The organism is Pseudarthrobacter sp. fls2-241-R2A-168, from assembly GCF_030209335.1.
Taxonomy (GTDB): Bacteria; Actinomycetota; Actinomycetes; order Actinomycetales; family Micrococcaceae; genus Arthrobacter.
In genome coordinates this window covers 137,608-156,326 of sequence record NZ_JARVSG010000017.1, presented here as the reverse complement: position 1 = coordinate 156,326, position 18,719 = coordinate 137,608, and the positions used below count along the sequence as shown (strand labels likewise).

Annotated in this window: 17 protein-coding genes; 4 read left to right on the top strand and 13 right to left on the bottom strand. The window is 59.7% G+C overall.

Annotation, left to right across the window (positions count from 1 at the left end):
• Positions 1-108 precede the first annotated feature (108 nt).
• On the bottom strand, positions 109-1,005 hold the full coding sequence (locus tag QRN11_RS12790) for a PaaX family transcriptional regulator (RefSeq protein WP_285251284.1): 897 nt from the start codon (positions 1,003-1,005) through the stop codon (positions 109-111).
• 152 nt (positions 1,006-1,157) lie between these two features.
• Here QRN11_RS12790 and QRN11_RS12785 point away from each other — a divergent pair, with 152 nt between their 5' ends.
• Positions 1,158-2,348, top strand: coding sequence for a cytochrome P450 (locus tag QRN11_RS12785; RefSeq protein ID WP_285251283.1), 1,191 nt, complete (start codon positions 1,158-1,160; stop codon positions 2,346-2,348).
• A 320-nt stretch (positions 2,349-2,668) separates the two neighbouring features.
• Complete coding sequence (locus QRN11_RS12780) at positions 2,669-3,583, top strand: zinc-binding dehydrogenase (protein WP_285251282.1); 915 nt, start codon at positions 2,669-2,671, stop codon at positions 3,581-3,583.
• A gap of 95 nt (positions 3,584-3,678) precedes the next feature.
• Here QRN11_RS12780 and QRN11_RS12775 read toward each other — a convergent pair whose 3' ends face one another.
• From QRN11_RS12775 to QRN11_RS12755, 5 genes are all read right to left on the bottom strand, one after another.
• Positions 3,679-4,359 carry a GntR family transcriptional regulator gene (locus QRN11_RS12775; protein ID WP_285251281.1) on the bottom strand — a complete coding sequence of 227 codons (681 nt, stop codon included), beginning with the start codon at positions 4,357-4,359 and terminating at the stop codon, positions 3,679-3,681.
• Positions 4,360-4,404: 45 nt separating this feature from the next.
• Positions 4,405-5,688, bottom strand: coding sequence for a CaiB/BaiF CoA transferase family protein (locus QRN11_RS12770; RefSeq protein ID WP_285251280.1), 1,284 nt, complete (start codon positions 5,686-5,688; stop codon positions 4,405-4,407).
• 88 nt (positions 5,689-5,776) lie between these two features.
• On the bottom strand, positions 5,777-7,075 hold the full coding sequence (locus QRN11_RS12765; RefSeq protein WP_285251279.1) for a 2-hydroxyacyl-CoA dehydratase family protein: 1,299 nt from the start codon (positions 7,073-7,075) through the stop codon (positions 5,777-5,779).
• The gene (locus tag QRN11_RS12760) at positions 7,072-8,256 is read right to left on the bottom strand and encodes a 2-hydroxyacyl-CoA dehydratase subunit D (protein ID WP_285251278.1); all 1,185 of its coding nucleotides are present in this window, start codon (positions 8,254-8,256) and stop codon (positions 7,072-7,074) included. The genes QRN11_RS12765 and QRN11_RS12760 overlap by 4 nt, the downstream gene beginning before the upstream one ends.
• Before the next feature lie 44 nt (positions 8,257-8,300).
• The gene (locus tag QRN11_RS12755) at positions 8,301-9,428 is read right to left on the bottom strand and encodes a CapA family protein (RefSeq protein WP_285251277.1); all 1,128 of its coding nucleotides are present in this window, start codon (positions 9,426-9,428) and stop codon (positions 8,301-8,303) included.
• Between the two features lie 105 nt (positions 9,429-9,533).
• Between QRN11_RS12755 and QRN11_RS12750 the strand changes: the two genes are divergently transcribed.
• Positions 9,534-9,971, top strand: coding sequence for a PaaI family thioesterase (locus tag QRN11_RS12750; protein ID WP_285251276.1), 438 nt, complete (start codon positions 9,534-9,536; stop codon positions 9,969-9,971).
• 14 nt (positions 9,972-9,985) lie between these two features.
• Here QRN11_RS12750 and QRN11_RS12745 read toward each other — a convergent pair whose 3' ends face one another.
• The 4 genes from QRN11_RS12745 to QRN11_RS12730 form a co-directional block, all read right to left on the bottom strand.
• Positions 9,986-11,479 carry an MFS transporter gene (locus QRN11_RS12745; RefSeq protein WP_285251275.1) on the bottom strand — a complete coding sequence of 498 codons (1,494 nt, stop codon included), beginning with the start codon at positions 11,477-11,479 and terminating at the stop codon, positions 9,986-9,988.
• A gap of 61 nt (positions 11,480-11,540) precedes the next feature.
• Positions 11,541-12,341 (bottom strand): amino acid ABC transporter ATP-binding protein, encoded by an 801-nt coding sequence (locus QRN11_RS12740; RefSeq protein ID WP_285251274.1) that lies wholly within the window; start codon positions 12,339-12,341, stop codon positions 11,541-11,543.
• Positions 12,338-13,261, bottom strand: a complete 924-nt coding sequence (locus tag QRN11_RS12735) for an amino acid ABC transporter permease (RefSeq protein ID WP_285251273.1) — start codon at positions 13,259-13,261, stop codon at positions 12,338-12,340. The genes QRN11_RS12740 and QRN11_RS12735 overlap by 4 nt, the downstream gene beginning before the upstream one ends.
• 6 nt (positions 13,262-13,267) lie before the next feature.
• Positions 13,268-14,191: a transporter substrate-binding domain-containing protein gene (locus tag QRN11_RS12730; RefSeq protein WP_285251272.1), complete on the bottom strand. Its 924-nt coding sequence runs from the start codon at positions 14,189-14,191 to the stop codon at positions 13,268-13,270.
• A 95-nt stretch (positions 14,192-14,286) separates the two neighbouring features.
• On the opposite strand from QRN11_RS12730, the gene QRN11_RS12725 reads away from it, so the two are divergent.
• Positions 14,287-15,048 (top strand): N-acyl homoserine lactonase family protein, encoded by a 762-nt coding sequence (locus QRN11_RS12725; protein WP_285251271.1) that lies wholly within the window; start codon positions 14,287-14,289, stop codon positions 15,046-15,048.
• Positions 15,049-15,069: 21 nt separating this feature from the next.
• On the opposite strand, the gene QRN11_RS12720 is transcribed toward QRN11_RS12725, so the two are convergent.
• The 3 genes from QRN11_RS12720 to QRN11_RS12710 are packed head-to-tail and all read right to left on the bottom strand — an operon-like array spanning position 15,070 to position 18,577.
• On the bottom strand, positions 15,070-16,476 hold the full coding sequence (locus tag QRN11_RS12720) for an MmgE/PrpD family protein (protein ID WP_285251270.1): 1,407 nt from the start codon (positions 16,474-16,476) through the stop codon (positions 15,070-15,072).
• Positions 16,476-17,633, bottom strand: a complete 1,158-nt coding sequence (locus QRN11_RS12715) for a CapA family protein (RefSeq protein WP_285251269.1) — start codon at positions 17,631-17,633, stop codon at positions 16,476-16,478. The genes QRN11_RS12720 and QRN11_RS12715 overlap by 1 nt, the downstream gene beginning before the upstream one ends.
• A gap of 5 nt (positions 17,634-17,638) precedes the next feature.
• Complete coding sequence (locus QRN11_RS12710; RefSeq protein WP_285251268.1) at positions 17,639-18,577, bottom strand: PaaX family transcriptional regulator; 939 nt, start codon at positions 18,575-18,577, stop codon at positions 17,639-17,641.
• Positions 18,578-18,719 lie beyond the last annotated feature (142 nt).

Below are 18,719 nucleotides of genomic sequence, written 5' to 3'. Positions count from 1 at the left end.
ATACGACGAGGTGCTGAGCGCGGGTCGCCCGGCTCGCCCCACACCCGGGCGGCCCGCGCCAATTCGTCTCGATGATGATTTCGTAAGACCGGAGGCCGGGTCAGTTAATCAGCTGGCGGGTTCCAGTTGCGCTACTTCGCTCGTACTGAGGGATCCGATAGCGGGAACCAGATCGGCCGTGCTCTGCATCATGTGATGGCGCATTCGCGCCTCCGCCGGTTCTGCAAGTCCGTCATACGTCCTTTCAAATAGGGCGCGCGCCTCGGGTAGAGGCCAGTCGGAAGGCAAGAGCGCCAAGGGGAGGTCCGGATGGGCTTCGCCGATTTCCCGCCAGTCCCGCAGGGTCTCGATCCGCAGTCTCAATGCCATGGTTGGCGAAACAGCATCGTCTTCAATGGCGTCAACTATGTCCGCGGCACGGCTGATAAATGATTCCAGGCGCGGCCTGAGGTCCTCGAGCCCGAAGGCGGCGGCGGGGTTTCCCTCGGCCCCGAAATCGGCCTGAGGGGCACCGCTGAAAACCGTCATGCGGTTGATACCCACGTTCATCAGTGCCCGCCGGGACTCCTCGTCCAGCGCCCAGGGTCGTACCCAGACCCCGTCGTACAGTAGCCCGAAACCGAACTGCCGAAGCAACTGCCGGACCTGGTGGCGAAGGTGGCGCTGCTCCTCACTTACGGAGAACGTGATAACGGTCCAATGCCCGTCCCAGTCGCGGTACTCACGCCCAAAATCCACGATCTGCTTAAGGCGGTGTTGGTGACGGCGGCGTGCTGGCTCAGTCAGCGTGTAGTAAGTGGCGCGGCCCCGCCGGGAGGGTTCGAGAAAGCCCTGACGTGCTACCCGGCTTAGGGCGTTTCGGGCTGCCGTTTCGCTAAGGCCGAAGTCGCCCAACACATCGACGAAGAACGTCGACGGGATATCGTCCTCAACTCCAAGGAAATAGGTACCAAGAAGCGTCAGCAGGAACTGCTGGGAGCCGTGGACCGGTTTGAGGTTGCTCATGTCTAAGTCTTTCGTACAGACCGCACCATTGCCCACCCAGTTACTTGTCAATTATCTTGACGGTGGTAACGGCGCATGCGAAGCTTATTGGACGTGAAGCGGAGCACGTCCGCTGAAGGGCTTGCGAAGGGCCCGGCAATTAGGAGGCAACGGTGGCTCAACAGGAAGCCGTGAACGAGTTCAACCCTCATTACGAGGAGACATTCGACAATTCGCACGTGTACTACGAGGAGATGCGCGCCAAGTGCCCCGTGGCACACAGTGAGTCATTCGGGGGCTTTTGGGCGGTCTTCAAGTACGAGGACATCATCCGTGTTCAAACGGAGCATGAAACCTTCAGCACTGCGGAAAAGAATGTCGTCCCGCCTGCCACCCGCAACCAGGGCAAACGACCCCCGCTTCACTTTGATCCGCCGGAACATGACACCTACCGACGGCCGGTCACTCCAGTTTTCGCCAAGAGCCGCATGGCCGTTCTTGAGCCGGAGCTTCGTCGCTTTGCCGACGAGCTGATCGACCCCCTGATCGCCGCCGGCCACTTCGATTACACACTCGACTTCGCTGAGTACTTTGCTGCCCGGGCTTTTGGGTTGATCCTGAAGTTGCCGTTGGACATGATGCTGCGTTCACGTGAGGTCCAGGTGCAGTACTACCGGGCCCAAATGGCAATGGATAAACTAAAGGTCGTTGAATGGAGTGACCGACTCTATGAAGTGGCCAAAGAGATCGTCTTTGCGCGCAAGCAGAACCTGCTCAATCCGGATGAGGACCTGATTTCCGCGCTCCTCCTTGCCGGCGAGAGAGGCGAGGCAATCCCTGATGACATGGTTGTCGCCAGCATCCGTCAGTTCCTCTCAGCGTCTCAGGCTGCCCCGGGCGCAGTTCTGGGAAGCATCGCAACCCATCTGGCACGGGACCAGGAGCTTCAGCAGCGCCTCCGTGAAAACCCTGATCGCATTCCCGATGCTGTGGAAGAGTTTCTGCGCCTCTACTCGCCGTACCGAGTCTTTGCCCGCACAGCCACACATGATGTAGAAATTCGGGATCGCCAGATCCCAGCCGGGGAGCCGATTGCGATGATCTTCCCCTCGGCGAACCGGGATGAGGACGTGTTTGAAAACCCGCACGAATTCAATATGGACCGAAAGCCCAATAAGCACATCGCATTCGGCAGGGGTCCGCACCGTTGCCCGGCGGCCTCCCTGGCGAGACTGGAGCTATGTATCGGGGTGGAGGCGCTCCTGCGTAAGACGAAATCATTTGAGTTGGCTGGGGACGTCAAAATGACCGACTGGCTCGAGTTCGGCCCGTCCTCAACGCCACTGAGAGCCGTACCGGCATAAACAGGTTTCACGAAGCCGCGCCGGCGGGGGCAGTATTCAGCGTGCATCGGCTGGTGGCACCGGCTGGCAGCGCAGGGGTGCTGCCCCGTTCGCATCGGTTCCAGGGACGAAGAGTGCGGCCTGCAGGATTCTGCACCGATGGCCCGGGGGAGCTCCAGAAGTGGGCCATTTCCGCCGCGAGCCTGTTTGGCACCCCAAATGCGATGCAAGGTCCTACCGTCCAGGACACACAAACTACGCACCCATTTTAAAGGACCTCGATGTTAGCCGCCGTAGCAACTGCCCAGAACGCGGCCGATCCGCTCTCTTGCCTGAAGTTAATGGACGTTCCCATCCCTGCCGCCGGTTCCGGTTGGACACGAATCCGGGTCAGGGCTTCGTCCCTGAACATGCATGACGTCTGGACGCTCAGGGGCGTAGGACACAATCCCGAAAACCTCCCCATCATTCTGGGGGGAGACGCCGCGGGGATCACTGATGACGGACGCGAAGTACTGGTTTATCCGATCATTGGTGACGCCGCAGCCGGACGCGGGGATGAAACGCTCGATCCCAACCGGGCTCTGCTCTCGGAAACGATTGACGGAGCATTCGCAGAATATCTGGCAGTGCCCGACCGGTGCCTCATCACGAAACCGTCCTCCTTGAGCTTTGAAGAGGCGGCGTGCCTCCCGGTCGCCTGGTCCACCGCGTACCGCATGCTGTTTACCCAAGCACGTATTTCAGCGGGTGACCGCGTGCTTGTACAAGGAGCCGGGGGCGGTGTTGCCTCCGCGGCCATTGCACTCGCGGCCGCCGCAGGGGCCATTGTTTACGCAACTAGCCGAACCGAGTCCAAACGCGTGTACGCGCTGGAGCTGGGTGCCCAGGAGGTCTTTGAACCTGGCGCCCGTCTGCCTGAACGCGTGGATGCCGTAATCGAGACCGTTGGTGAAGCTACGTGGGCGCATTCGCTGCGCTGCCTCCGTCCCGGTGGCGCGGTTGTCGTCGCAGGAGCGACCAGTGGCATGAATCCCGAGGCCGAGCTCGGCCGAGTCTTCTACCAGCAGCTGAGGATCCTAGGGTCCACTGGCGCCACAAAGCAGGAGACGGAGGCAATGCTGGCACTGCTGGAGGTATCCGGGATTCGGCCGCGCATAGACCGGGTGCTCCCACTCACCCGGATCCACGAGGGGTTCCGGGCAATGATCAACGGGGACACTACCGGGAAGATTGTCATCGCAATCCCGGGGTGACAGCCAGTACCGGGGCAGCCGGTGGTCATCCCTTTTGAGGCTTTGACGCCGCTGATCATCCACCGGCGCCGAAAAGGCCTTGGCCCTTGGCTTGGTTATACCCTGTGTGCGGTCATCTCGGCGATCCTGTTCACGTGTTCCAGCATTATGAGACCGGCGCGTTCGGGATCCCGACTTTCGAATGCTTCAATAATTTCCCAGTGTTCATCATGTTGTTTCGGGGCGAGTGCACGTACACCGTCCTGGCCCTGCAAGGAACTCAGCAGGAAATCGCTGAGGTCCCACAACCGCTGCCCCTGGATGGTCAGCAGCCTCGAGTTGGCCATGGCATGCACCATGGCGTGAAACTCCCTGTTGCTGCGCCGGAACTCGGGGAGCTGATCGGTTGGGTTGGCGTGAAGTTGACGGCTTTCTGCACCGTGCAGGAAGGCCCGGAGTTGGTTGATTTGTTCATCAGTTGCGTTCACGGCCGCAGCTTCGGCAGCGGCCCGTTCATAGCCGGCCAGGACGCGGTAGAACAGCGCAAACTCTTTGGGGGAGTAGGCGGCCACAATTGAGCCAATTTGGGGTTTGATGTCGAGCAGCCCGTCGGCGGACAATGCTCTGAAGGCCTCCCGTACGGGTTGCTTGCTCACACCGAATTCCTGGGCCAGAGTCTCAATCGGTAGCCGTTGTCCGGGTTTATAGACGCCGTGAAGCAGCCTGTCCTTAATAACTGCGTAGATTCTGCCGGACAATGTCCCTGCGGTCGAGGCGAACTCGTTTACGTCTGTCATCGTGGTACCGCCGCTGGTTTCTCGTTGAAATGAACGACCGTCAGTCTATATGGCACCTCGGCCCCGCAGGGTACTGATTTCCGCCGAGCTGAGTCCCAGCAGTTCAGTAAGAACGGCCTCGGTGTGGGCGCCCAGCTGGGGAGGGGCTTGGTCAAAGCCCACGGTGGCACCCGAAAACACGATTGGTACACCCGGGCCGTATACGGGGTCCCCGTTCGGGTAGAGCGGATGAGTTAGTGGTGCAGTCTCACCGCGCCGCACGGTTACAGGGTCTGATACTGCGGTCTTTGGAGTCCGCACTTCACCTGCAGGGACGCTTGCCGCCTGAAGCGCAGTGATCGCATCGGCAGTGGACATCGACGATGTCCACCTTTCGATCAACGCGTCAAGCTCGCGCGAATTCCGGACACGGTCATCGCGGCTGGCGAAGCGGGTGTCGCTGATGAGCTCGCTTTGTCCCATTGCGGAGAAAAGGCCGCGGGAGAATGCATCAAGGGGAGCGCAAATGACTACAAAGCCGTCCAAGGTCCGGTAATTGCCGAAGGGAGCCAGACGGGGCATGCTGCTGCCTGTGCGGGTTGGGATGTTCAGCGCCTCCATTGTCGCCCAGGGCTCCACGGCAACCAAGGAGGTGAGAGCACCAAGCATTGACACATCGACATGCTGACCGATACCCGTACGCCTGGCCTGGTGCAAAGCTGAAAGTATGCCGATTACCCCGAACAGGGGTGCTGCGAGGTCAGCTATCGGGAAGCCGATCCGAACGGGCGGATCACCAGGTTCTCCGGTCGAGAGCATGGCCCCGCTCATGCCTTGGATGATGGAGTCCATTGCCTTGCCGCCACCGGGGGTGATTTCCGAGCCGAAGCCGCTGATCGAGCAATAAACAATTCTGGGGTTGATCTCCCGGATGACGTCGTAGCCAAGTCCCAGTTTCTCCATGGTTCCAAAACTGAAGTTCTGCACCAGAACGTCTGCCTTGGCGGCAAGCTGGCGGAAGATGGCCTGCCCTTCCGGGCACTTGAGGTTGAGCGTCACAGCTTCCTTGTTGCGGAGTCTACTCAGCGCAGCCAGGGATACGTCATCCGGGTGCTGTCGTCCCAGGTTCACCCCATCCCGCCCGTAGTAGGGGGAGTTCTCACGTGCCGCGTCACCGCCCTCGGGATTCTCCACTTTGATCACGCGGGCGCCGAGGCCCGCCAGAAGCAAGGTGGCGTACGGCCCCGAAAGCGCGAGGGTTACGTCGAGGACGACGACATCCTCCAGGGGTTTAGGCAGGGCGCTGGCCTTGGGAGACTCAGGGGCCGGAGCGAGTTTCGTTTGTTCCATGTTGTTCCTCTTAAAATCGTGCCAAAAGTGCCCGGGCGAGGGCGTAAGTCCACCGGAACAGGCAAGGCGGCGGGGGTGGGATGGTGAGTTACTTCCGGGGCAGGATGCGCTGTTCGATGAATTCGCCCATCGCTGCGTTCTGTCCTTCGGCGTCCCATAGCCGCTCGTCAACTGTGTTGGCGTGGAGAACATGGACGGGGATTCCGGCTGCTTCGAGTGCCAGGCGGGAAAAATTGGCGGCTGTCGCCTGGGCGCGGTCGCCGTCCGAGATGAGGAGCACAGCCCCATCAATCCGGAAGTCCTTTGCCTTTTTGACGACATAGTCATTCATCCAGCCGGGAAGGTGGAGCTGTTCATTCACCGTGAGGTGTCGTGCGGCCAGAGCCCTCAGCGGATCATTTTTGAAGTAGCGGCGGTACCCGTCGGCGACAAAGTCTGTGTACATGGACCATACGAAGACTGCGCCGTACTTCTCCTCAAAGGCACGGTAGAAGTCGGTGTCGAACCACAGGCCATTGTTCAGCCACATGAGCCGCACATTTTCGTCCGGGCAGATGGCGACGCCGTCATCAATCCGCTTCTTTACCTCATCCCGGTAGGTGCGGAGGTGGTCCACAGACCACTGCGATCCGCGGTGCCAGGTGGGCGTCATGACGTTTGGCAGCTGGTCTTTTAGCGAGACGGGCAGTTTGTCGGCGCTGGCGATCAAATCTGCGGTTTCCCTGATGACTTCACCAAGCTCGTTCGACAGATGCATCTGCCGTGTGAGCTCGTCGTAGTCAAAGACTTTGCCGGTAAGAGTTTCCAGGACCCGGATCAGTCCTTCGAGCTGCTCAACCTGATGGTCCAGCCGTTCAGTACCGAAGAATTCCTCCCAGTTGTACTGGTTCTCGTCCCACCAGTTATCTCCGAGCTTCACCACGGAGCTGCAGTCAATGGGGTAGTGGGGTACGCCGTATGCCTGTGCCCACTGCTCGAAGATTCTCTGGCTGAAGTCGCCCCGGAACCGGCTCAGCAGAAGCAGCGGCTTGGGTAGGCCCCCGTAGGGCGCGACTTCAGGGTCATTGTCCAGGGTGCTGAAGAGAGGCAAGCTTACGTAGCGTGCCAGTCGTTCGTGATAGCCCAGGCGGTCTGCGAGTCCGAAGTACCGGGGTGAGAGCTTTTTGGCTGCGATGATTGCGGAGTACCAGACGGTCGAGACGACCGGTATGTCCATGACGTGGGCGATTTCATGGGGAGCTGCGCCGTCGGCGATGATGTATGGCTCGCCGTTCTGCATGGCACGGGTACGGAAGTCACCGAACCACGCTTTCTGCTTGTCTGCTGCCAGCTTGCTGGAGTGGAGGCGTTCTGTGGCGGGGGCTTTGGTGGCTGAAGGATTGTTCACTGAATCTCCTGGGTGAAGGCCGGCGCGGGTGCAGATTCGATCTGCTGCAGGAATTTGGTGACTTCGCTGCGCTGTGTCTGATGATCGGCCGAGAAATACGGCTGGTACTTCAGATAGAGGGAAGGTATTCCAGCCTCGTCGAGCAGCCGCTTTTGGCCGGGGTAATCCCATCCGAAGGTGTCGTCGTTCTCCTCGAGATAGAAAATCACCGCATCCACGGCGGCTTCTTTGGCGATCTGGATGAACCTCGCGTCCTGGTCTGACTGCGGATACGAGCGTGGGCTGGCGCTGAACTGCTGGTACTTGCGGGTGATTGCTTCCAGATGGCTGTCGTGGTGAGTCTCGACGGGATACTCAAACGATCTTTCACCTGAGAAATGATCATCGGCGACGACTACAGCTCCGAGGTCCTCAAGGAGTGCATAGAAGTCGGTGGAGTCGTGCTGGGTTCCCTTGACCATCAGTCGTGGCCCCGTGATTCCGGGCCTGTGCTGAGAATTTTCAAGAACTGTGTCCAGCAGTGCGTTGTACTTGGACCGGTCAGTGAATCCTGCGGTACGGATGATGCGAAGCATGTCCGTACCGGAAATCTTCGGGGGGAACTCACGGCGGAAGGAGTTAATCTGCTCCAGACGTGCCCTCGAGGCATTGACTGTCTCTATGCCCCGGCGTACGTCGTCCGGCCCGAGGGGCAGACCCGAAATTTCGGTCAGCTTGTCCTTGAGGCCGTCGATTTGCTTGCGGTCGTACCGCCCGCTGATCCAAAACGGCGTTTGCAGTAGATCAAAGAGATGGATTTCCGGCAGCCGGAGTTCCGGCTGCCACTTCTTTGCTTCCAGCAGGTAGTAATAGAGCTGCAGGTAACCCTCTGAGCTCCTGGGGATCACGAGCAGGTCAAGGTAGTTGAATTCTCCGGCGAGGGCGCGGGAGAAGATGGACCGGATGTGTCCATCGTGGAACGGTTCCATATAGATGTCCCCGGCCTCGGTCCCCCTGTGTGGGTCGCCTTTGATTTCGACGGGGAATAGACCCGCCGCGATGATGAGTTCAACGGGGACATTGTTTGATAGGTATCCGACGACTTTTCCGCCCTCGGATTTATGTTCCCGGGCAGCGCGCTCCGGGTCTTCGTAATGATCAACCAGAGTTTCAAGTGCCGGCAACGTGGAATCGGTCTGCATCGTAGTGCTCCTTTGCTTAAATGCTGGGGTGTTAGGCTTCGGCGTCAGGCCACCAAGACCCGGTCCCCGCTCCAAGTGAAAGTAGGGTGGAAGCCCGACTCGTTAGAGATTTTCTTGACATAGTCGGCGACCTCTCGGCCCTCTGGGGTGCTGCCCACGAGACGTGGTATCGCGTCTGGGCCGATGACACACGGAAGAAATCCTGGAGTAATGTCGCCCGTGCTTCCGATGGTCACGGTGGCGATAAACGCATGTTTCGCTTCCGGGTGGAAGGGGTATTTCTCGTAACCAGGGCTGGGCTCGAAGTTGAATAATTTCCTGCGGCGTTTGGCCCAGGCGAGTGCGTCCGGGTCGTTGGTGGGGGAGACGTTCAGCGCCTTCGTCGTGGTCACGAAGTTCCCCAGGCCGTGGAATATCGGTTTCCCTTTGTAGAGCTCGATGCCTTGCAGGACGTGTGCATGGTGCCCGATAACGATGTCCGCTCCGGCGTCGACGGCGGCGTGTGCAACCTGCTTTTCGTAGTCGGCGATGGTGGCAGGTGTGTGGACAAGACCCTTGTGAAGCGCGACTATCACAATCTCAACCTGATCTCGGAGCTGGCGTATGTCTTGCTCCATGGCCGCCAGTGAGGCTGGCTCTGCAAAAGTGAAAGCCTCCGGGGGGCTGCCCGGACTTGCGTAGTCCAGTTCGTAATGCGAGAGGATCCGGACGAACGCGCACCCTGCCTTGCCGGCCGAGGCCCAGGTTTCCCTGGTACCTACGCAGTTGTAGCTCAGCACGCCGAGCTTCCGTCCATTCCGCGTAATGATGGCCGGACGTCGGGCGTGGTTGATGTTCAGCCCAGCTCCGGCCGTCAAAATGCCCTGGGATTCGAGCGCCTCCAGGGTGTCTTCAATTCCGGTCTGCCCGCGGTCATAGATGTGGTTTCCTGCCAGCGTGCAGATATCGAAGCCAGCGCCCCCAATCGCCTCAAGATTTGCAGGGTCGATGAGGGGCGCTGGTGAAGCGAAAACCGCCTGCGCGCCAGTAAGGGTATGCGGGACTTCAACGTGCCCGACGGTCACGTCGGCCGCAGAAAGGGTCTCGCGGGTGTCGTCGAAATGCCGGTGGATGTCGGGCCCGTCAAGGACGAGGTCCCCGACAAGCATTACGTCGGTGGATGTTCTGGTCATTGCGTCTCTCCGTTGAGCCGAAACCTGTTTCTTCAAAGGCACTGTAATGCTAACATTACAGTATGATGTGAGCAACACATCGAGCGAACGATAAGGACTTCAAAGATGAACATGTCCGCTAGCGCCCGACTTGATCAAAGCTTTGTACGCAAATGGGAACGTTTCTGTGTGGGCAGGGAGGACATCGCCGTCACTCTGGGTATTACGGCCGTTTCAGGTGACAGCAAATCTGTTGTCCTCCGTCTGGCCCTGCGACCGGCCATCTCCCAGCCCGCCGGGATGTTTTCCGCCGCTTCCTTGTTCGGTCTTGCCGACATCGCAGGGACCTTCCTGGCCATGGAGCAGATGCTGCCGGACCAATTTCCGCTTGCGGTCCAGTCCAACGTTCATCTGCTGGGTAACGTCCGGAGCGGCACGGCGGAGGCTAAAGCGCGGCTGATCAAGGCGGGGAAGACCCTTATTGTGACTGATACGACGGTGACGTCCTTGGATGAGGGCAGGCTTCTGGCCTCCGTGCAGACGACGTACCTCAATCCGTCCTGATGGAATCCGTGACCTTACTGGCGTTGGTGTCGCTCCTGGACAATTTCGGAACGCATTCTGCCTCCGCCTCTCTGTCCCGTTTGGGACAGGCCGGCCCAGGCGATGAGCAGGCTCAGGAGAAGAATCGCGACCAGGACAATGAAGGTACCTGAGATTGCCAACCTGTGAGTGTCAAGGACAGGAGTGCCTGGTTCACTGAGTTGGAGTAGGAAAAAGTAGGCGGCTATACCCAGGCTGGCCCCCACCGCTGTGCCGAGTCGCTGTCCGGTCTGGACAACAGATCCAGCCACTCCGGCGAAGGCGGCGTCGGTGTCGCGCATAGCGACGGACAGGCTCGGTGCAGTGACCGCACCTCCTCCTACACCTGCCAGCGTGAGCGATCCTGTGATGAAGATCCAGCGAAGATCGTGAGGAGCCAACACGGCTGAGATTGCCACCAGCGCGTATCCGAGCATCATGACGGCGACGCCGGCGACGATAAGCGTTGGTCCGGATTTATCGATGCGTCGGCCGATGGCGGCGGACGTCGCAGCCGACGTGAGAGCGAAGGGAACTGTGGCAATACCTGCGGACACGGGATCGACCCCGGTCTCCTGCAGGAACATCATGACAACGATAAATCCTGCCGCCATGGCCACATTGAATAGCGATGCGACGAGAATTCCCCGGCGGAAAGTAGGCAGTTGCAGCATCTTCATGGGCACCAGGGGCTGCCTGCCGGAAGCCGAGTATGACTTTTCCCATTTGATGAAGCTGTAGGCGGCGAGGAAGCCGACTGGCACGCAGATCCATCGTAAGGGGCTATCCTCTGGGGCTCCGGTCGTCAGTATGACGGGCAACATGAAAGCGACGATGGTGGCACCGAGTAAGAGAAGACCCAGCGGGTCTAACGTCACTCTTCTGGGCCTAGGTGTACCCCTGGGTACGAGAAGCAGTGTGAGTATCAGGCCAAGCGCTCCGATCGGAACATTTGCCCAGAACAACAGGCGCCAGTTGTCGATGTTTCCGCCTCCAAGAGAGAGGATTGTCCCACCCAGGGCCGGGCCAACGCCTGTGGCCACGCCCACCAGGGCCCCGAATGCCCCGTAGGCGCGGCCACGTTCGGGGCCCGTGAAGTGGTCCTGGATCAGTCCTATGATCTGGGGTGACTGGAGGCCTGCCCCCATTCCTTGGGCAAGCCGGGACAAGACCAGGACTTCAAGCGTGGGTGACACGGCGCATGCCAGACTCGACAGCGTGTAGAGCGCCATGCCGAAAAGGAGCAGGCCGCGGCGTGAGCGGACGTCCCCCAGCCGTCCTGCCGGGATGAGCGTCAATCCGAATGCGAGGATGTAGCCGGACACGATCAGCTGCAGTTGTGTTGGGGTGGCTCCTGTTGATTCTCTGATGTCGGGAATCGCTACGTTGAACTTGCTCATGTCGGCGAGGGACAACACGGTAAACGCGACTGCGACTACAAAGCCTGCGAGGGTCAGCCGGGGCTTTTTGCTCGTATCTGGTGTTGTCATGGCTGGCCCCCCGCGCTTCGGCGCCACGCCCGTTCGGCTCGCGCTCTAACGAAATCGTGTTCTATGTCGGCTGATTGCTGGCTGTACCAATGTGACGGGCCAGGAAGGCCTTGAGCCTGTCGGACTGGGGATTTTGGAAGAAGGCACCGGGCTTTCCTTCTTCCACTATGTGGCCGCCGGCCATGAAGATGCAGCGGTCAGCGACGTCTCGGGCGAAGTCCATTTCGTGGGTCACAACGATCATCGTCGTTCCCCTCTCAGCCAGCCTGCGCATGACACCAAGGACGTCGCCTACCAGTTCAGGGTCCAGTGAACTGGTCGGCTCGTCGAACAGAAGGACGCGGGGACGCGTTGCAATCGCTCGCGCGATGGCTACACGTTGCTGCTGGCCGCCCGAGAGCTGCTTGGGATAGGAGTTGGCCTTGTCGCCCAGACCCATCTCGCGCAGCAGGTAAAGAGCACGTTCCCTTGCTGCATCCTTTGGCTGTCGGTGAACGGTGACGGCGGCTTCGGTGATGTTCCGCAGTACTGTCCAGTGCGGGAACAGGTTGAACTGCTGGAAGACCATTCCGAGCTTTGCCCGCTGCGCGGAGATGTTCCGCTCAGAACGCTCTCGCAGTTGGCCGTGGTGTTCTTCGTAGCCGAGCATCTCGTCGTCGAGGTAAACCGCTCCGCCGTCGATGGTTTCGAGCATGTGGATGCATCGAGCGAGCGTCGACTTTCCCGATCCCGACGGGCCGAGGATCGCCAGCACTTCTCCTTCGTGCAGGTCCAGGCTTACTCCTTCCAGGACTGGAGTACCACCGAATGACTTCTTGAGGTTCCGTACCTGCAGCACTGGCTTGCCTGTTGATGTGGTCACTGTTCTAGGACTTTCGCTTGTTGGAGCTTCTGGGCTGCGCGGGTGGGTGAAGTCAGAGCATGCCCTTGGCCGAATTTATCCTCGACCTTCCGTTGGACAGCCGTCAGGACGGAAACGACAGCGAGGTACCATACGACGGAAACGATGATCAGCGGGACTATTTTGTAGTTGAGGTTGTAGATCAGCTGGGTCGAGAGGAGCAGGTCGGTCATCCCGATGACGCTGACCAGGGACGTTCCTTTCAGAAGTCCGATGACCTGACTCCCGGTAGGCGGGATAATGACCCGCATCGCCTGCGGCAGAGTGACTTTGCGGAATGCCTGCCCGGAGGTGAAGCCCATGGCTTTCGCGGCGTCGAGTTGACCGCGGTCTACGGAGATGATTCCGGCCCGGATGATTTCGGACATGTATGCCGCCTCATGCAGGGTCAGTCCAATTACTGCAGCCATCAACGGTGTCATGACTTGGTTGGTGGGAAGCGAGAAGAATGGCGAGGCGAAGGGCAGGCCCAACTCGATGCGGGGGACGAGGTAAGCCAGATTGAACCAAAAGATGAGCTGGACCAGCGGCGGCACGCCGCGGAATACGCCGACAAAGACTTTGCAGAACCAGCGCGCGGTCCGGGACCCGCTCAACTGGCCTGCCGCTATAAACGTGCCGAGCACAGAGCCCAGGACCATCCCCACGAAGGTCAGCAGGAGCGTGACACCTACGCCCATCAGAACGGTGGGGTAGAAGAGGTACTCAGCCACGACATTCCACTCGAACTTTTCGTTCGTCGTCATGAAAACGAGTAGTTGCACTGCGATCAGCAGCACGATGACAGTGGTCGCGAGCCGGACCGGACGGAAACGCTTTTTTGCAGCGCCCACATCATCCAGGGAGGACGGTGGCGGGATGTGTTCTGTCTTAGTAGTCATCGCCGTTTAGCCCTTTTCAACCGCTTGCGGTTCTCGCTTTGTTTCGGGGTTTATGGAGGGGGCGTCGACTTTAACGCGATCGAGCTTCCATTTGGTCACGACCGCATCGTAGGAACCGTTGGCGAAGATGCGTTCGAAGGCCTTGAGCATCACGCCACCAAGACCAGAGCTGATCGGGGTGATCAGGGACTGATACTTGGTGGTCGAGCCCTGCTCGGCTCCCTGGATCACATAGTCATACTTGTCCGGTGTCGCGGTCATGGCGTCAACGGCCGACGTTTCGGGCATGGCAGCCACGTCCGCCTGACCTGAAGCCAAAGCCAGGATTGTGGCAGAGGTGTCTTTCAAGGGGATAGTTTCGGCCTTCGGCCGTCCCGTGCTTTCACACCATTGGTTGAGCTTTGCCACTTCTCCTTCGATGATGTTCCCTACGCCGTGAGCGACTTTTTTCCCGCAGACGTCCTGAATGCCACCGAGTTTCTTGCCGTCGGCAGTGGGGAAAAGATAACTTACGTCGTTTTTCAGCCAGGCAACCATGTCGTACTTGGCTTCGCGGTCGGCGGTCGCGGCGATGGGTCCGTTGTAGGCGTCGTAGCGCGCTGTATCCAGGCCGGTGAGAATAGCGGGAAGTGCTGCGGCCTGCTGAAATGTGACCTTGACTCCGAGTTCCTTACCCAAGGCATCCCACAGATCCGGGTCAATTCCCGTCACCTTGCCGTCGGCCGCGACATTCCTGTAGGGCGGGTGGGCATCTGCAGCAACAATGAGCTCGCCGGCATCCCTGATTTTTTGGGGCAGCTCGTTATACAGGGTGTCCGAGCCCGCCGACGAAGCCGGAGCGCTGCTCGGAGTGTTGCCTGAGGCGCAGGAGGTTAGTAGCAGGGCCGTAGCGGCTACTGCGGCAACAGGGAGATTCGTTCGAAATTTCACGTGACACGTCCTTGTGCGGGTTGAATTTGCGACAGGCTAGAATACTAACATTACAGTGATCTGCGTTACAAGAATTCAGTCGAAGGGTTTGCTAAGTGGGCCAACAGTGGAAGATCACAGCAGCGCGCGTGGGAGCTCTCCGGGTTCCCTCGCGGCTGTTGTCCAGTAATGGGGGAGATGACATCACCTCGGCACCGATCATCATGTGGGTGCTGCAGTCTGCGCACGGCATCGTGGTCTTTGATACCGGCATCCCACCTTCTGGAAGCCCTGCCGCCCTTCGTCACGGGCTGCAGGAGGGGTATGCGGGGGAGTCACCGCGGTCTGTTCTGAGCGAGCTTGGGATCGACCCCCTGGATGTCCAGTCGGTTGTTATCTCGCACCTCCACTGGGACCACTGTTCGAATCTTTCACTTTTCCCGAACGCCCGGATCATCGTGCAGGAAAGGGAACTGAGCGCCGTGTTCCGCCCTCCCGAGGGCCAGGAGCGGGCCTACGACTCCCCGGCGATTGGCCTCATGCCGCCATGGGGAAGATTTATGGCTCAAGTCCAAGCGATCAAGGGGGATCTCGACCTGCTTCCCGGTCTTCGGGTCCTCCACCTTCCGGGCCATACCCCGGGAAGCCAGGGATTGCTAGTGAGTACCGCGGCCGGTAGTTACATCCTTCCGGGCGATCTTGTTCCCGTGGCGTCCAATCTGGAATGCGACCCCCCACTTTTGCCCGGAGTGGTGTCCTCCGCTTCGGAGGCGCTGTTCAGTCTTCTGCGCCTCTCGGAGCTCGGGGCCGCGGTTCTCGGCTCCCACGACAAAACTGTCTTCCCTTCCTCCTCCCATGGAGTGGTGGCCTTACATTAACGGCGGCACCAAAGGCTGCGTTCAGCCTAGGCTGTTTGCGCTGGAGTGCGAGTCGCCCAGCAGGCCGCGGACGGGCTGATCCATCGTCATCCATGACCGGATGTACCGGGCAGTTTCTTCCACGGCACCGGGACCGACAGTCTGATCGGCACATGCATGCACTTTCTGCTTAAGCTCATCCCAAGAGAAAGGGGAGGAGGGCCCGCCGGGGGCGATTGCCGTCGAAGTCATTTCCGTCCCATCGGAGCGTTTGATTACCAAACGCGCAGAAGGCGCAGTTGAGAAGGCGGCTTCTTCTTCCTCACCCACCAATATGTCCACCTTTTCCGCCAGGCTCGTGACTTCTGGGATGGCGAAGCGTGCAGCTTCAAGCTCGGCATAATGTTTCGGGTCGTTTCCCCCCATGACCAGACGCATAGCAAGGCTAAGATGCAGACTGAACTGGGCGCCGGTAACGTCTGTTGCGTGGGCGCCGACATGCCCGCAGTGTTCCGCTGTCGTCCGGTCGGTGTACACGGTTATAGAGGCAACGTCAGCTGCTTTAAGACCCTTCCGGCGCAGTATCTCCAGCGCTGCAATGGGCGCGTGATTGCCTGTGCACGTGCTCCACGACTTAATCCCTAGCCCGTCCAGGTGCCACTGTTTCCCGAGTTCCCGTGTGATGTGTTCAAGCTGCACGCAGCGCCCTCCAAATGCCTGGGCAAATCCCTTGGGTCCTTCGATGGCTGCCAGAGGAGCCGTGAGTCCCAGCCGGGCCAGGTCAGCAGCCCTTATGCCATTGGAGGCTGCAAAGCCGGCGTGAACGCGTTTGATTTCACCCCCCGACCGCGTAAATTCAGTGGTCCCGCCTGCTTGGGCGGCAGCAATGCCTATGGCATTTTGGGCGCTGTTCTGATCCAGGCGAAGCAGGTTAGCTGCGGCCACAGCAGCTCCAATGGCGCCAAATGCGCTCGTCACGTGGAACCCGCGGTCCTGTGTCATTTCCGGTGACATCGATAGCCCGAGGCGGATAATGGTTTCCGTTCCGGCCGCGATGGCCGTCAGTGTTGCATGGCTGCCCGCGTTCACCTCGTCCGCCAGCGCCAGCACTGTTGGGATAACGGCACAGCCGGCATGCACGGCTGCCGGCACGTGATAGTCATCAAGTTCAAATCCGTGCATAGCCGTAGCGTTCACGAATGCCGCCAAAGCCGGTCGCAATTTTAGCTCGGTGCCAATTACGGAACTGCACCCTGTCTTTCCCTCCTGGAGGGCGTACTGGCGGGCTGAGTTGGTCCACGGGCGTCCGCTGCCGGCATGGATGGCCCCAAAACCATCGAGGGCCTGTCGTGCGGCATGTTCACGTACTGATGGCGGCACCTGGTCCCATGTCAGTGTTGAGGCGAACCGGGCGAGCTGGGCCGTGGCTCCCGCTGTATGGTCTCTCATCAGAGCTCGTCGCCGTTTATAGCAACCGGGCGTACCTCAGAGCCGTCAACTTTGTAGTCAGTGTTGAGGCCCGCTTCAAGGGTGATCGTCCGCATGTAGTCAACCACCTGATCGAAGCGCGGGTCCTCGCCATTGAGGATCTCTGTCTGGGAGTTGTCGTTGATCCAGCCAGGCAGGAACCCGATGCCTGACAACTTTCCGTCTTCAACGGTCAGTTTTGCCACGATGGTCTTTCGTGAGTCCGGGGGAAAGTTGAACGTGGAGTTGAAGTTGGGAACCCATCCCGGGTTAAGCGCGAGGATCTCCTGAAACGCGACTGTTGCTACCTGCTCGGGCGTGACGCGTGTGTCCATCGCGAAGTTTGCGAGGCTATAAAAGATTGGGACTCCCTTGTACATCTCGATTCCCTTGAGTATGTGGGCGTGGTGGCCAAGGATGGCGTCAGCCCCGGCGTCGATGGCTGCATGGGCAACATCACGCTGGTAGTCGGCGATGACGGCTGGAATGAAATGGATCCCCCAGTGGACTGACACGACGACGAAGCGTCCAAGCGCTTTTTCGCGCCGGACGTCTTCGACGAGGGCCGAAAGGTCCTCACGGTGGGCAAAGGTGTGCACCCGGGCCGGTGTTCCCGGCTGGTCGTGCTCGACCTGTTCGTAGACAGTGAAGGCGCGCATTGGGGCGCAGCCCGGCCGGTTTTCTGTCGCCCAGAAGCTGTGCGGCAAGACCGAACTGTAGGAGAGGAACGAGATTTCCGTCCCTCCGCGCTCAATTACTGCCGGCCTACGGGCTTCAGTGATGTTCGTGCCAACACCAACAACTTTCGCCCCGGCTGAGGACAGATTAGCGGCTGTGTCGAGCATGGCCTCAGCTCCGAAGTCCATGCAGTGGTTGCCGGCGAAAGAAACGACGTCCAGGCCTGCATCGACGAGTGCCTGAGCATCCTGCGGCTTTGCCCGCACTGTATGCCGCACCTGAGGAAGCCGGGAGCCGCGATCTGACAGGACGAACTCCAGCTGCCCGAACGTTACGTCCGCTGACCGCAACAGGTCTTGGTTTAAGGCAAAGAGCTCACCGGCATTTTCCCTGTCAGGTCCTATGTCCCCGACAGCGAGAACGGTTACAGGCTGTTGCGTGGTGGAGGGCGAGGTTTCCATTGGGATCATTCCTTTGTGAGTAGGGGGTCGGGCATTCCGGTGAGAGGGCCAAGGCCCTTGGGCGGCAGATGCAATGCGAGCAGCTCAGCGCTCGTCAGGGAACGGACCTCACCGGCCAGATCCGTCGAGTAATCGGCCAGCAGGCTGCGAAACCGGTGGTCCGCAAGCTCGGCCAGCCCGTCGTATACCTCTGTGAAAGCTTTGCGGGCCTCGTGCAATGGCCAGTCATGGGGAAGGAGTTCGTCCGGTAGCAGCGGGTCGTGATCTGGAAAGTTGCGCCAGTCCTGCATGACCCGGGCACGTTGTAGCAGTGCATCAGCAGCGCCCACCCGTCCGGCGTCAATATCGGCCCGTAGGGTCTGAAGCGACGCGGCGAACTGTTCATAGCTCTCTCTGAGAGATTCGAGAGCAAAGGCGCTAACGGGGTTTCCTCCTCTGAACCCACCATCCACTGCGGCCCCCGAAAGAACCGTGACCTTTTGCAGATTAAGGCTGCTAAGAGTGGCACTGACCTGGTTCTTGAGCGCTCCCGGACGAACCCAAACGCCGTCGTAGAGCATTGCAAACCGCAGGGCAGCTAGACGGGAGCGAACTAGGTGACGCTGCGCCCTTTCCTTCTCCGGAACTGTAAAGAGAGCCACCGTCCAGGTCCCGTCCCACTCAATCGGGTATTCCCCGAAGTTGACTATTTCGCTGAGCCGCTCCGCATGATGGTTATGGGCTTCAGGGCTCAACCGGTAGTACGTGTTTCGGCCAGGCTTATGCAATACCAGTAGCCCACGGGCAGCCAGCCGGCTTAGGCCATTTCGGGCGCCAACCGGCGACACATCGAACTCCTGCAGTAAGCGAACGAGAAATACTGAAGGGATTGGCCGGTCCTGCCCCAAGAAGTAGGTCCCAATAAGTGTGATGAGCAAGTCCTGGGAACCAACGCCCGCAGCCATTGTCAGCACCTTCCCGGCGAAGGGGCGCAGGCGGCTGACCGCTCGACGCAGCCTTGCATACGATTCAATGTCATTTTTCCTCGATTGGTCCACGCCTCACACCGCACGTTCGGTGTGAAAAGCCATAAGCCCGGGTGATCCA